The following is a 13,765-nucleotide window of genomic DNA, read 5'->3' as shown; positions in this document are numbered from 1 at the left end:
GCACGATCGTCGTGAGGCAGACCTGGACGATCTGGCTGATCGTCAGGATCACCGCCAGGACGAACGCGATCAGGCCGGGCAGGTTGCGGCGCCGCGGCGCGGGAGCGGTGGGGGTCACGGACCGAGCCTAGGCGGGCTCCGGAGCAGGCCGTGTACCCTTGTCCGTTTCGACGAGAGGGTTCCACCATGACCGAGACAGCGGTCGCGACCGACTCCGCGCGCCCCACCCAGAGGCTCGCCCCGTGGGTCTTCTGGCCCGCCGCGATCCTGATCCTCGCGATCGTCGCCTTCGCACTCCTCGCGCCGGGCACGGCGACCGAGGTGTTCGCCTCCCTCCAGACGACCGTGGTCAACACCTTCAGCTGGTACTACGTGCTGATCGCCGCCGCGTTCGTGGCGTTCGCGATCTGGATGGGGGTCAGCCGCTTCGGCGACATCAAGCTCGGCAAGGACGACGACGAGCCCGAGTTCTCGATGGCCGCCTGGATCGCCCTCCTGTTCGCCGCCGGTATGGGCATCGGTCTGGTGTTCTACGGCGTCGCCGAGCCGCTCAACCATTTCGCGAATCCGCGTCCCGGAGTGACGGGCACCGAGCAGCAGCTCGCGCAGAGCGCGCTGTCGCAGACGTTCCTGCACTGGGGCGTGCACGCGTGGGCGATCTACGTGGTCGTCGGCCTCGCTCTCGCGTACGCGATCCACCGGCGGGGCCGCCCCGTGTCGATCCGCTGGGCCCTCGAGCCGTTGCTCGGGAGACGGGTGCGCGGCGGCTGGGGCAACGCGATCGACGTCGTCGCCCTGATCGGCACGATGTTCGGAGTCGCGACCTCGCTGGGCCTCGGAGTCACGCAGATCTCGGCCGGGCTCGGGCCTCCGGCGTCGTCGAGTCCTCGCTCACTGTGCAGCTCGTCGTCATCGCCGTGGTCACCGGGCTCACGATCCTCTCGCTCGTGTCCGGCGTGGGCAAGGGCATGAAGTGGCTTTCGTCCGGCAACCTGATCCTGGCCGGCGCGCTGCTGCTGTTCGTCCTGTTCGCGGGGCCGACGCAGTTCCTCCTGCGCGAGTTCGTGCAGTCGCTCGGCAACTACCTCCAGAAACCTCCTCGGCCTCTCCTTCACCGTGAGCGCGTTCGCCGGCGAGAGCGGCGAGCAGTGGCAGGCCTCGTGGACGACGTTCTACTGGGGCTGGTGGATGTCGTGGGCGCCGTTCGTCGGCATCTTCATCGCCCGCGTCTCGAAGGGCCGCACCGTCCGGGAGTTCGTCGCCGGTGTGCTGCTCGTGCCGACGATCATGACGTTCCTGTGGTTCAGCGTGCTCGGCGGCACGGCCCTCCACCGCGAGCTGTACGGCGCAGGCGGACTGGTCGGCGCGGGCGGTGCCGTCGACTCCGACCTCGCTCTGTTCCAGATGCTCGCGGATCTGCCCGGCGGCGCCGTCGTCACGTTGGGCGCGATCCTCCTGATCGGGTCTTCTTCGTCACCTCGGCCGACTCCGGCGCCCTGGTCATGGCGATGATCGCGACCGGCGGCTCCGTGGAGCCGAAGAACCCGATCCGCGTGTTCTTCGCCCTCGCGACGGCGCTGCTCGCGATCGCGCTGCTGATCGCGGGAGGTCTCGACGCCCTTCAGACGGCGGCGATCCTCTCGGCCCTGCCCTTCAGCGTGGTGATGATCCTGATGTGCGTCGCCACGGTGATCGCGTTCCGCCGCGAGCTGCGGGCCTACGACAGGGCCCGGCGGGCCGCGTTCGTCGGCGACATCGGCCGCTTCTACGGGCTCGAGGTGGAGGAGCCGACCGAGCGGGAGCCGGTGCCGCTGCTGAAGCGGGTGCTGCGGCGCGGGCACTGAGCCCTCGCGCGCCGGCACCGACGTCTCGCGCGCGGCCGCTGACCCCTCGCGCGCGGCCGCGCCGGGGCCCTAGCGTGGAGGGATGGCACTGACGCTCCCGAAACCCCGGCTCCTCCCTCCTCGACTCCCCCGTTCTGAAATGGGGGATCCTGGCCCCGGGCGGCATCGCCACCAGCTTCGTGGAAGCGCTGCGCCGCACCTCGCCAGGAGGTCGTCGCCGTCGGCTCGCGCTCGCTGGAGCGCGCGCAGGAGTTCGCGAACCGCTTCGGCATCGCCCGCGCGTCCGCCGGCTACGAGGCCGTCGTGAACGATCCCGAGGTCGACGTCGTCTACATCGCGTCGCCGCACTCGGAGCACGCGCGGCAGGCGCTGCTCGCGATCGCCGCGGGCAAGCACATCCTGGTGGAGAAGCCGTTCGCACCCACTCCGGGCGAGGCCGAGATGATCGTGCACGCCGCGCGCGACGCCGGGGTCTTCGCGATGGAGGCCATGTGGATGCGCTACCTCCCGCACATGGACGTGGTGCGCCGCCTGATGGAGGACGGCGCCGTCGGGGCGCCCGCCCTGGTCTCGGCCGACTTCGGCGCGGCGTTCCCCTTCGACCCCACGAGCCGCATCTTCGACCCCGCGCTCGCGGGGCGGCGGGCTGCTCGACGTCGGCGTGTACGCGTCCTCGTTCGTCTCGATGATCGCCGGCACTCCGCAGAGCACGGTCGTCTCGGGCGGCCTGACGGACACCGGAGTCGACGCGACCGCCACGATCGTCGGCCGCCACGCGGGCGGCGTGCAGTCGCTCGCCACCTCCACCGTGCTGGCCGACACGCTGCAGGCCGCGAGCGTCGCGGGCAGCGAGGGCCGGATCGACGTGCACCCGGCGTTCTGGCGTCCGGGCGGGGTGACGCTCACGCGCGGGGACGACTCCGGCACCTGGCTCGACGAGTCGCCGTTGCGTGCCGGGGAGGGACTGGCGTGGGAGGCGGTGCACCTCGCGACCTACCTGGCCGAGGGGCGCACGGAGTCGCCGCTGCATCCGCTCGACGAGGTCGTCCAGGTGGTGCGCACGCTCGACGACGCGCGCCGGCGCATCGGGGTGTCGGTCTAGGGCGCTCGGGTCCCACCGCCGGGCGATGCTCGATCGGCAGGCGCTTGCACGATCTGCAGGCGCCTGCACGATTCGCAGGCACTTGCACGATCCGCAGGGGATGCGACCTGATCGAGGCCTGCTCCTGCGGCGGAATCGCGCCGCACCGCTCCGATCCCCTGCACATCGGACGAGCCCCTGCGAGACGGGCGGATGCCGTGGAACGTGCGTCCTCGGCAGGGTGCGCACCATCTGCAGGGGATCCTGCCGGTGACGGACGAGCATCCGCGGCGGGAAGCCCTTTCTCTGTCGGATCACCTGCACATCACACGGAGGCCTGCAGACGGCACGGAGACTTGCAGGTGGCGCGCGCGCTCGACGACGCGCGCCGGCGCATCGGGTGTCGGTCTAGGCCGGCAGCTCCACGCGGAACGCGGTGCGGCCCGGCTCCGAGTCCACGAGCACGCGTCCGCCGTGCGCGTCGACGACCGCGGCGACGATCGCGAGCCCCAGCCCCGTCGATCCGGTCGTGCGGGCGCGCGAGGAGTCGCCGCGGGCGAAGCGCTCGAACAGCACGGGGACGAGCTCGGGGGCGATGCCGGGCCCGGAGTCGGTGACCGTCACGACCGCGATCGGCCGACCCCGGTCATCGCGCTCCTCGGCGAGCGCCGCCACGACACGCGTGCCGGGCGGGGTGTGCACGGTCGCATTGCGCAGCAGGTTCGCGAGCACCTGGTGCAGGCGGAAGCCGTCGCCGCGGATCTCGACGGGCTCCTCCGGCAGCTCGAGGTCCCACTCGTGGTCGGGACCGGCGACGTGGGCGTCCGAGACCGCCTCGATCAGCAGCATCGTCAGGTCCACCGGCTCCTTCTCGAGGTCGCGGCCCTCATCGAGCCGGGCGAGGAGCAGCAGGTCCTCGACGAGCGAGGTCATCCGGGTCGCGGCCGACTCGATCCGGTCGAGGGAGTAGGCGGCGGCCTCGGACAGCTCGGCCTCACCGCGGCGGGGCAGCTCGGCGTAGCCGCGGATCGCGGCCAGCGGCGTGCGCAGCTCGTGCGACGCGTCGGCGACGAACTGGCGCACTTTGCTCTCGCTCGCCTCGCGCGCCTGGAGCGCCCCGGTGACGTGATCGAGCATGCGGTTGAAGGCGGCGCCCACGCGGCCGACCTCGGTGCGGGTGTCGGCGTCCTCCTCCGGGACGCGCTCGACCAGCTCCACCGCACCGCGCTCGAGCGGCAGCTCGGCCACGCGGGTCGCGGTCGCCTCGACGCGGTCGAGCGGTCGGAGGGCGACGCGGATGATCGCCGTGGCGAGGAGGGCGACCAGCAGCATCGCGAGCAGGGTGATCGCGACGACCACCGCCGTCAGCGAGCCGAGGACCTCCGTCGTCCCGCCCAGCGGCACGCCCACGACGACGACGGAGCCGTCCACGACGGCCGCCTGCGTCCGGTACGCGCCGAGGGCGCCGCCGAGATCGACCGTCGTCTCGTCTCCCCCGGCCGCGACCGCCTGCGCGAGGACCGAGTCCGGCTCCTCCGCGAACTGGCGGCAGTCGCCGTCGCCGTCGATGTAGGCGCCGACGAAGGAGCCGTCGCCGCCGCGCACCGCCGTGATCGTGCTGAGGTTCTGGCTCGGGCCGCCGAACGAGTCGTCGGGGCACGAGGTCGCGCGCTCGATGCCCGACGGGCCCGCGAACGGCCCCGGGCCGTCGAACTCCTGCAGCCGTTTCAGCGACTGCGAGAGCTGCGTGTCGGTGCTCTCGTAGAGGATCCCGCGCAGCGACAGCACGCTCACCGCACCGACCACTCCAGCGGTGATCGCCACCATCAGGACGACGGCGAGCACCATGCGGCGCCGCAGCGTCCACGGCACCCGCCCGCCGGATCGCCCGGAACGGGAGCCGCGCAGCGCCGATCGGGTCGCGAAGTCGCCGAAGGCGGGGCGGGAGGCCACTAGTCGGCGGGCTTCAGCAGGTAGCCGGCACCGCGCACCGTGTGGATCATCGGCGCGCGCCCGGCGTCGATCTTCTTGCGGAGGTACGAGATGTAGATCTCGACGAGCGCTCGACTTGCCGCCGAAGTCGTACGACCAGACGCGGTCGAGGATCTGCGCCTTGCTGAGCACCCGCCGGGGGTTGCGCATCAGGAAGCGCAGCAGCTCGAACTCGGTGGCCGTGAGCTCGATGGACGTGTCGCCGCGGCGCACCTCGTGGCTGTCCTCGTCGAGCTCGAGGTCGCCGACGACGACACGGGGGTCGTCGGCGTCGTTCGCGAGCAGGGTGCTGCGGCGGATGAGGCCGCGCATCCTGGCCACGAGCTCCTCGAGGGAGAAGGGCTTGGTCACGTAGTCGTCGCCGCCCGCGGTCAGCCCCGCGATGCGGTCGTCGAGGGCGTCCTTGGCGGTGAGGAAGAGCACGGGCGTCTGGCTGCCGTCGGCGCGCACCCGCTGCAGCACCTGCAGCCCGTCGATGTCGGGCAGCATCACGTCGAGGACGATCACATCGGGCCGGAACTCGCGCGCCAGGGTGATCGCCGAACGGCCCTCGGCCGCGGTGCGCACCTCCCAGCCCTCGTAGCGCAGAGCCATCTGCAGCGGGTCGGTCAGAGTGCTCTCGTCGTCGACGACGAGGACGCGGATCGGGGATCCGTCGGCCCGCTTGAGGCGCGTGCGCTGCGCGGGGGCGAGGTGCTTCGAGGGAGCGGGGCTGGGCATGCCTCCCAGTATCGGGAGGTTCCCTATGACCCCGCTATCAACGGCCGATGTCCTCGCCGTGCGCGTCCGGTGCCGCGACGCCGGCCTTCTCCGGCTCCTCGACGGCCGCCGAGCGGGCGTAGCCGCGCACACGCCGGTCGATGAAGGTCGCGAACCACAGCAGCACGCCGATCACGAGCAGCACCGCCGCGATCTCGTACTGGGCGATGTCGCGGCCCGAGGTGATCGGCAGCACCAGGTAGACGCAGGCGAGCGCGCCGATCACGGGCAGCGCGGTGGGCGTGCGGAAGTGGGAGTGCTCGACGGGCTGCCTGCGCAGCACGAGGACCGAGACGTTGACCACCGCGAAGACCGCGAGGAGCAGGAGCGACGTGGTGCCGCCGAGCAGGACCGCGATGGGGTTCTGCGTGTCGCGCGACACGTACGCGGTGAGCAGCAGCGCGATGACGGTGGTGAAGAGGATCGCCGCCCACGGCGTGCGGCGCCCCGGAAGCACGTTCTTCAGGAACGGCGGGAGGACACCCTGCTTGCTCATGCCGTAGAGCAGCCGGCTCGCCATCATCATGTTGATCAGCGCGCTGTTGGCCACCGCGAACAGCGAGATGAACGGCAGCAGCGTCGAGATCGGGAAGTCGGGCGCGGCGGTCTCGACGACCGTGACGAGCGGAGTGTCGTTGCCGGCGAGCTCGCCGACGGGCACGATCGCGACAGCGAGGGTCGAGACGAGGATGTAGACCACGGCGGTGATGCCGAGCCCGGTGAGCATGACCTTCGGGAAGATGCGGCTGGGCTCCTTGGTCCTCCTCCGCCATGTTGACCGAGTCCTCGAAGCCCACCATCGCGAAGAAGGCGAGCGAGGTGGCCGTGCTCACCGCGAGCAGCAGCGACTTGTCGCCCGACGTCTCGAAGGCGACGACCCGCGAGAAGTCGGCCTGCCCGCCGAAGACGGCGAAGAAGCAGACGAAGATCACGAGCAGCAGGCCCGAGAGCTCGATCAGGGTCAGCACGACGTTCAGGCCCACGCTCTCGGCGACCCCGGGAGGTTCACCAGCGCGATCAGCACCATGAAGACCAGCGCGATCGTGATCTTGACGCCGGCCCCCTCGCCCAGGCCGAAGCCGATGGCGAAGTTGCTCGCGAGACGCCGGACGCGGCGGACGCCGACGTGATGCCGCTCGCCATCACCGTGAAGCAGACGAGGAAGGTGATGAAGTGGATGCCGAACGCCTTGTGCGCGTAGAGCGCGGCTCCGGCCGCCTGCGGGAACTTCGTCACGAGCTCGAGGTAGGAGCAGGCGGTGAGCGTCGCGACGGCGAACGCGATGAGGAACGGCAGCCACGCCGCTCCGCCGACCTCGGCCGCGACCTGCCCGGTGAGGGCGTAGATGCCCGTGCCGAGGATGTCGCCGACCACGAACAGGAGCAGGAGCTTGGGTCCGAGGACCCGCTTCAGCTCGGGCGGGGCGGTGGTCTTCTCGCGTGTCGCAGTCATGATCGGCGCCTCCGTCGGCTCGTTCCGGATGAGCGCGAGCCTAGGACCGCGGCGGGCGCGGGGGAAGGGTGCGGGAACGACGGAAGGGCGGAGGCTTCCGCCTCCGCCCTTCCTGTTTCGTCCGCTCAGACGCGGAGGTCGACGAGGCCGCAGGTGCCGATGAAGATTCCGGCGACGCTCGCACCGGTGAATTCGGCTGCCGCGGCGTTGTTCGCGCGGTTGCCGTCCGTCGTACCCGGTGGGGAGCGACTGAACCGAGAGCGAGAAGTAGCCGTCGAGGATGACGGCGAGCGGCGCTCCAGGTGACGGTCACGCTGGCGACCGGCGCGGTCACGGTCAGGATCTGCGCACCGCCGCTGAGGCGCACCGACTGCGGCACCACTCGCGGTCACCCCGACGCTCACGAGGGAGTTGCCCGCGAGGCGGAGCGTCGTGTTCTGCGGGATCAGCGAGCCGTCGACCGTGGTGACGGTGAAGCGGGGTGCGGTTCCTCGGCCGAAGGCCGAGCCCGTAGCAGGTGCGCGTCACGACGAGGTCGATCGCAGTGGTCGACGCGGCGGCCATCGGAGCGGCGACCGCCACGGCGACGACGGGGACGCTCCAGGCGGCGGACTTGGTGAGACTGCGGCGGGAGATGGAGTTCTCGGGCACGTGTTCCCTTCCGGAGGAAGGAGGTCGGAGGGCGGCAGTGCGGTGATCACCCCACGTCCGTAGGGGAAAGGTAGGGAGAGGCCGGGGGCGCGCTCCGCACGCCTCGGCCCGGGTCGACGATTCCTCGACTCCTCTTCGTCTGACGGTTCCCCTGGGAGCCGTCTGGCCTTCTCGGCCGGGAGGTTCCGCGTGATCCCGGGGCAGTCGCCCGGTGATCGACTCCGGCGCCGCGCCGCACTGCCCGTCACCCTCGACCGGGGGCGCCTCGCTCCGGCTCGCCGACATGGCGCGGAACAGCGCCCCCGTGTCGGAGGGGGGCGGTCCGCGGGCGGCGCCTCATAGGCGACCCACAACCGCTCGATACAGCGCGCAGAAACCGCGTCCCTACCGTCGGGGGAACCGGGCGGACCTCTCCGCCCCGCGTCCCGCTCCCGGGCGCCCCTCCCCGACTCGAAGGACACGATGTTCGCCACCTACCTCCGGCGAGAGCTCCTGAACCGGCGACGGCAGACGATCGTCGTCGCCGCCGGCACCGCCCTCGCCATCGCCCTCGTCCTGCTCGTCTCCTCGTTCTCCGCAGGGGGTGCGGAACGCGCAGGCGTCCGTCCTCGACCTCCGTCTACGGAGTGGGCACCGACATCACCGTGACGCAGGCCGCCGCCGCGCCCGCCGCGGGCGACGGCGGCCAGCGGTTCGACTTCGGCGAGGCCGACGGCACGACCCAGGACGGCACGACGTCCGTCAGCCAGTCGCGCCTCGAGGTCGACCGCGGCACGACGGCGTTCGACGCGTCCGCCGTCGCCACGGCGCTCGGCGTCGAGGGTGTGCAGACCGCGATCGGGGTGCTCTCGCTCACCAGCACGACGTTCTCGGGCGAGGCTGCCCGACCGCGGCGCCGCCGCCGCACCGGGCGATGCCGCGGCCGGGGAGGCCCCCGCGGGCGGTCCCGACGGCGCGGGCGGCTCCTCCTTCGGCGTCGACTCGTTCTCGGTGCTCGGCCTCGACCCGGCAGGCAGCGCGATCGGCCCCCTCGCCGATGTGGTCCTCACCGACGGGCGCACCTTCACCGCGGAGGACGCGGGGCAGGACGTGGTCGTGCTCGACTCCTCCTACGCCACGACCGCCGCACTGACGGTCGGCTCGACCCTCGAGGTCGGCGGCACCGCGTTCACCGTGATCGGCATCGTGACGACGGACTCGCCCGACGCGAGCACCGCCTCCGACACCTACGTCCCCCTCGACGTCGCGCAGACGCTCTCGGGCGAGACCGGCCTGATCTCGTCGGTCTACGTGCAGGCCGCGTCGGCCGACGACATCACGAGGATCCAGTCCGAACTCGAGGCGGCACTGCCCGACAGCACCGTCTCGACGCAGGCCGACCTCGCCTCCACCGTGTCGGGATCCCTCTCGACCGCCGGCGATCTCGTCGCGGACCTCGGCACCTGGCTGTCGCTGCTCGTGCTGGCCGCCGCGTTCCTGATCGCCTCGCTCTTCACCCTCTCGGGAGTCGCCCGCCGCACCCGCGAGTTCGGCACCCTGAAGGCGATCGGCTGGTCGAACGGCGCCCTCGTGCGCCAGGTGGCCGGAGAGTCGGTCGTGCAGGGGCTGATCGGAGGCGCCGTCGGCATCGCCCTGGGCCTCGCCGGCATCGCGATCGTGAACGCCGTCGCGCCGACCCTGTCGGGCTCCTCCGCTGCGAGCGTCGCGGCGGGCCCCGGAGGAGGGTTCGGGCCGGGAGCCGCCCCGGCGGCCACCGCCACCGAGGTCGCGCTCTCACTTCCGGTCACCGTCCCGGTGCTCCTCCTCGCCGTCGGGCTGTCGATCCTCGGCGGAGTCCTCGCCGGCTCGCTCGGCGGCTGGCGGGCCGCGCGGCTGCGCCCCGCCGCGGCGCTCCGCTCCGTCGGCTGACCCCCTCCCTCCTCGATCCGAAGGACGACATGTACACCCTCACGAACGTCACCAAGAGCTACACCGGCGCGAAGACCCCCGTCACCGCGCTGAAGGACGTCACCCTCACCATCCCGGACGGCCAGATGGTCGCGATCCAGGGTCCGACCGGCGGGGGCAAGTCGACGCTGCTGCAGATGCTCGGCGCCCTCGACCGGCCCACCTCGGGCACCGTCGTGCTCGGCGAGCACGAGATCTCCTCCGCGGGCGACCGCCGGCTCGCGGCGATCCGGGCGTCGGAGGTGGGCATCGTGTTCCAGAGCTTCAACCTGATCCCGACGCTCAGCGCGCTCGAGGACGTCGAGACGGCGCTCGCCCCGCAGAGGATCGGAGCCGCGGAGCGGTCGGAGCGGGCGCGCGCCGCCCTCGCCTCCGTCGGGCTCGCCGATCGGGCCGACCATCTGCCGGCGCAGCTGTCGGGCGGTCAGCAGCAGCGCGTCGCCATCGCGCGCGCCCTGGTCAAGGAGCCGTCGGTGCTGCTCGCCGACGAGCCGACCGGCGCGCTGGACGAGGACACCCTGGGACGACATCATGACCCTGCTCGAGTCGCTCTGGACGAGCCTGGGGCTGACGCTGGTGATCGTCACGCACGACTCCGCCGTGGCCCGTCGAGCTCAGCGCCGGCTGCTCCTGAAGGGCGGCCGGGTGACCGAGGCGGCGTGAGCGGAGGGCCCTCTGGCCCTGTCCCGAACCTGCCGTGACCGCAACCTGCCGCACGTCCGCGAGCCGCCCGTCCCCGGTGCTGCACCCGCCGCCCGCCGTCACCACCGAGAGCCCCCGATCCCCGTCCGTTCCGCGGATCGGGGCTCTTCGGCGTCCCTCGGACGGCTCCTTCGGAACACCGTGTCCGGATCGGGCGGACGGGGCCGATGGCACCATCCGGGCATGCCCGGAAGGTGATGTTGTGGCGCCCCGAGGCCTCCGCGAGTCTCGACTCACCGCCACCGAGGCGGACACGACCACCGCCCGGCTCCAGCCGCTGGACGCATCACCACCGGGGCCGCCCGGAGTAGGAGCAGAACATGTCGAAGTCCCGTCGCATCCTCGTCACCGCCGTCGTCGCCCTCGGCCTCACCGCCGCCGCGGCGACGCCGGCCCACGCCGACGCGATCACGGCCTCCACCGCCACGGACATCGTCCAGTCGGCGATCGACCACCGCGACGCGGTGCCCCTGCCCGAGCTGCCCGTCCCCACCCCGAACGTCTGGGACTGGTGACCATCCTCTCCCCCGCGACCGACACGTCGGCACCGACGCCGACCGAAGGAAGAGCATGAGCATCCTCGAACGACCGGGCACCGCCTCCTCGGCGGCCACCGCCTCCCGCACCGACACCGTGATCGAGCTCCGCGGACTTCGAGAAGGTCTACGACGGCTTCCACGCCGTCGCGGGCATCGACCTCGAGATCCGCCGCGGCGAGGTCCTGGGACTGCTCGGCCCCAACGGCGCCGGCAAGACCACCACCATCGACCTCATCGTGGGGCTCCGCCGCCCCACCGGAGGCACGGTCCGCGTGCTGGGCCTGGACCCCTCCGTCGACCGCGAGCAGCTGACCACCCGCGTCGGCGTGCAGCCGCAGGAGGCGAGCCTCTACGACACGCTCACCGTCGCGGAGACCCTCCGCCTGTTCGCCTCGCTCCACGCCTCACCGCGTCCGGTGGCCGAGATCGCCGAGCGGATCGGCCTGGCGGACCAGGCGGGAGTGCGGGTCGAAGCTCTCGGGCGGTCAGCGCCGCCGGCTGCTGCTGGGCGTCGCGCTGATCGGGGATCCCGAGATCGTGGTCCTCGACGAGCCGTCGGCGGGGCTGGACCCCGCCGCCCGGCAGAGCCTCTGGGGTCTCGTCTCCTCCTCCGCGACCGCGGCACCACCGTCGTCGTCACGACGCACCACATGGACGAGGCCACGGTGCTCTGCGACCGGGTCGCGATCGTGGTCGACGGCTCGGTCGTCGCCCTCGGCGCTCCGGACGACCTCGTCCGCCAGCGCTCGGCGCAGCGCCGGGTGTCGTTCACCGTCCCGGCCGCCGCCGACCTCGACGCCCTGCGCCGCCACCCGGGCGTCGTCTCGGTCGAGCAGGCCCCGCCGGAGCCGGCGTCCGGGTGACCATCGCCACCACCGACTCCGACGCCCTCCTCGCCCACCTCTCCTCGGCGGGCTCCGGCGCCCGCGACCTCACGGTCGCCACCGAGACGCTCGAGGACGTCTTCCTCGCACTCGCCGAGACGAGCGACTACGACTCCCGCACCGGTAGCACGAAGCGGCAGGAAGGAAGAACCGATGACCGCCACCCTCCAGGCCCCGCCCCGCTCGGCCCTCGCCGAGCTCAGCCTCACCAATGCGCGGGAGCTGCTGCGCGACGGGAAGACGATGTTCTTCCTCCTCTTCTTCCCCTCTTCTTCCTCGGCCTGTTCTGGTTCCTCGCGAACACGATCGACGCGGAGTCGCCGCAGCCGGTCGTCGCCGTGCAGGAGTCGACGGGCAGCGCCGCGCTGATCGACCGGCTCGAGGCCGACGGCTTCGCCGCCTCCTCCCTCCCCGCCGGCGAGACCACCACCGACGCGACCGCGATCGTCACTCTCGGCTCCTCCGGAGCGCAGGTGCTGCTCGACGCGGACGAGGCGCCCCAGTGGCGCGGCCTCGTGGACGCCGTGGCGTCGGAGGGGATCGCGAAGTCGGCGATCACCACCGCCTACAGCGACGGCAGCCCCGTCAACGACCCGCTGCGCAACAGCCTCGCGTCGATCGTGATGGTGTCGTTCCTCTCCCTCGCGCTGCTCGGCACCGCGGTCCCCGTGGTCGCCCTGCGCGGCAAGGGCACGCTGCGGCTGCTCGGAACGACTCCGCTGAAGAGGTCGACGTTCATCCTGTCGCAGTCGCCGGCCCGCTTCCTGCTCGGAGTCGCCCAGCTGGGCCTCGTGGTCGGCGTCACCGCGGTGCTGGGCTACGTGAGTCCCGCGGCGATGCCCCGGCTGATCGTGACCGCGCTGCTCGGGCTGACCATGCTCTTCGCCCTGGGGTACCTCATCGGCTCCCGCGCCTCGAACGCCGAGGCCGCGACGACCATCGTGTCGCTGCTGATCCCCGTCGCCCTGATGCTGTCCGGGTCGATCATCCCGCTGAGCGTGTTCCCGCCGGAGGTCTCGGCGGTCGTGAGCTGGCTGCCGACCACGGTGCTGGCGAACGCCCTCTCGGTGGATCTCGTCGGTGCCACCGACGCCGCGAACGTCTGGGTCGCCTGGGGAGTGATGGCCGGGGTGGCCGTCGTCGCCGGAGGACTCGCCACGTGGCTCTTCCGCTGGGACCAGGGGGAGAAGCGATGAGCCTCCTCGAGTCCGCCGCCCGCCCCGACCTCGCCCCCGCCACCGCCACCGCCTCGAAGGAGAGCAGCGTGACCGCCCCCACCGCCGCGCCCCTCGGCGCCCAGCACGACCTCGGCCGGCTCGCCGACCTCGACCGCCTCGTCGGCCCGTTCGGAGTCGTCAACGGCATCGACCGCCTGCCGAACCAGCCCGGAGAGCCCGGCTTCCCCATCTACGTCGCCCAGATCGGCGATCTCTCGCCGCTGAACGACACGGTGCGGGAGTCGACCGGCGGCCGCTCCACCCGCGGCCAGATCGACGGGGCCGGCGGCGCCCTCGATCCCGAGAAGGCCTCCCGGCTCTGCCTCGCCGAGGCGATCGAGCGCTACGCCTCCTGCTTCGTCGAGGAGGACCAGCTGATCTGGGCCTCCTCGGACGAGCTCGGCGAGCAGGCGATCGACCTGCGCCGCTTCCCGCAGTGCTCCGAGACGGAGCTGCGGAACCCGCGGTCGATCCACGCTGCGGTCGACACCGCCGCCCCGCTGCGGTGGGTGCGCGGCTGGTCGCTCACCCACGGACGCCCGGTCTACGTGCCGGCGGTGTCCACCTGGCTGCACATCCCGGCCCGCACGATGGCGGAGCGGTTCACGATGCCGATCTCGACCGGCTGCGCGACGCAACCTCGCTCGCCCAGGCCGTCGTCAACGGACTCGGCGAGGTGATCGAGCGCGACTCCATC

Annotated in this window: 9 protein-coding genes and 6 pseudogenes; 10 read left to right on the top strand and 5 right to left on the bottom strand. The window is 72.2% G+C overall.

Translation table 11 applies throughout. The features are described from left to right. The first annotated feature begins 186 nt into the window (after positions 1 to 186). The 3 genes and pseudogenes from AC0CII_RS22190 to AC0CII_RS22180 all read left to right on the top strand — a co-directional run bounded on the left by AC0CII_RS22190 (position 187) and on the right by AC0CII_RS22180 (position 2,946). Positions 187 to 1,844: pseudogene (locus AC0CII_RS22190) on the top strand (BCCT family transporter). A 234-nt stretch (positions 1,845 to 2,078) separates the two neighbouring features. Beyond that, positions 2,079 to 2,267: pseudogene (locus AC0CII_RS22185) on the top strand (Gfo/Idh/MocA family protein); the annotation flags it as partial. 238 nt (positions 2,268 to 2,505) lie between these two features. Next, on the top strand, positions 2,506 to 2,946 hold the full coding sequence (locus tag AC0CII_RS22180) for a hypothetical protein (protein WP_465230655.1): 441 nt from the start codon (positions 2,506 to 2,508) through the stop codon (positions 2,944 to 2,946). A gap of 387 nt (positions 2,947 to 3,333) precedes the next feature. Here the strand turns inward: AC0CII_RS22180 and AC0CII_RS22175 are convergent, their stop codons facing one another. The 4 genes and pseudogenes from AC0CII_RS22175 to AC0CII_RS22160 form a co-directional block, all read right to left on the bottom strand. Further along, on the bottom strand, positions 3,334 to 4,797 hold the full coding sequence (locus AC0CII_RS22175; protein WP_465231060.1) for a sensor histidine kinase: 1,464 nt from the start codon (positions 4,795 to 4,797) through the stop codon (positions 3,334 to 3,336). 80 nt (positions 4,798 to 4,877) lie between these two features. Further along, positions 4,878 to 5,637: pseudogene (locus tag AC0CII_RS22170) on the bottom strand (response regulator transcription factor). A gap of 37 nt (positions 5,638 to 5,674) precedes the next feature. Next, a pseudogene (locus tag AC0CII_RS22165) lies at positions 5,675 to 7,128 on the bottom strand (APC family permease). Between the two features lie 336 nt (positions 7,129 to 7,464). Further along, positions 7,465 to 7,779, bottom strand: a complete 315-nt coding sequence (locus tag AC0CII_RS22160; protein WP_465230654.1) for a hypothetical protein — start codon at positions 7,777 to 7,779, stop codon at positions 7,465 to 7,467. 462 nt (positions 7,780 to 8,241) lie between these two features. Here AC0CII_RS22160 and AC0CII_RS22155 point away from each other — a divergent pair, with 462 nt between their 5' ends. After that, positions 8,242 to 8,427 (top strand): hypothetical protein, encoded by a 186-nt coding sequence (locus tag AC0CII_RS22155; RefSeq protein ID WP_465230653.1) that lies wholly within the window; start codon positions 8,242 to 8,244, stop codon positions 8,425 to 8,427. On the opposite strand, the gene AC0CII_RS22150 is transcribed toward AC0CII_RS22155, so the two are convergent. Next, on the bottom strand, positions 8,399 to 8,635 hold the full coding sequence (locus tag AC0CII_RS22150; protein ID WP_465230652.1) for a hypothetical protein: 237 nt from the start codon (positions 8,633 to 8,635) through the stop codon (positions 8,399 to 8,401). The genes AC0CII_RS22155 and AC0CII_RS22150 overlap by 29 nt on opposite strands. On the opposite strand from AC0CII_RS22150, the gene AC0CII_RS22145 reads away from it, so the two are divergent. The 6 genes and pseudogenes from AC0CII_RS22145 (at position 8,602) to AC0CII_RS22120 (ending at position 13,748) form a co-directional block, all read left to right on the top strand. Further along, on the top strand, positions 8,602 to 9,687 hold the full coding sequence (locus AC0CII_RS22145) for an ABC transporter permease (RefSeq protein ID WP_465230651.1): 1,086 nt from the start codon (positions 8,602 to 8,604) through the stop codon (positions 9,685 to 9,687). The genes AC0CII_RS22150 and AC0CII_RS22145 overlap by 34 nt on opposite strands. 29 nt (positions 9,688 to 9,716) lie before the next feature. Next, a pseudogene (locus tag AC0CII_RS22140) lies at positions 9,717 to 10,389 on the top strand (ABC transporter ATP-binding protein). A 359-nt stretch (positions 10,390 to 10,748) separates the two neighbouring features. Next, positions 10,749 to 10,943, top strand: a complete 195-nt coding sequence (locus AC0CII_RS22135; protein ID WP_465226438.1) for a hypothetical protein — start codon at positions 10,749 to 10,751, stop codon at positions 10,941 to 10,943. A 176-nt stretch (positions 10,944 to 11,119) separates the two neighbouring features. Next, positions 11,120 to 11,377: pseudogene (locus AC0CII_RS22130) on the top strand (ATP-binding cassette domain-containing protein); the annotation flags it as partial. Positions 11,378 to 11,826: 449 nt separating this feature from the next. Next, positions 11,827 to 13,047: an ABC transporter permease gene (locus tag AC0CII_RS22125; RefSeq protein ID WP_465230650.1), complete on the top strand. Its 1,221-nt coding sequence runs from the start codon at positions 11,827 to 11,829 to the stop codon at positions 13,045 to 13,047. Further along, entirely contained in the window at positions 13,044 to 13,748 is a 705-nt protein-coding gene (locus AC0CII_RS22120) for a YcaO-like family protein (protein WP_465230649.1), read from the top strand. Before AC0CII_RS22125 ends, AC0CII_RS22120 begins: the two co-directional genes overlap by 4 nt. Positions 13,749 to 13,765: the final 17 nt, after the last annotated feature.

This window comes from Rathayibacter sp. AC182 (assembly GCF_979253875.1).
Note: the sequence above shows the minus strand (reverse complement) of the source record. Positions and strands in the feature narration are given on the sequence as shown.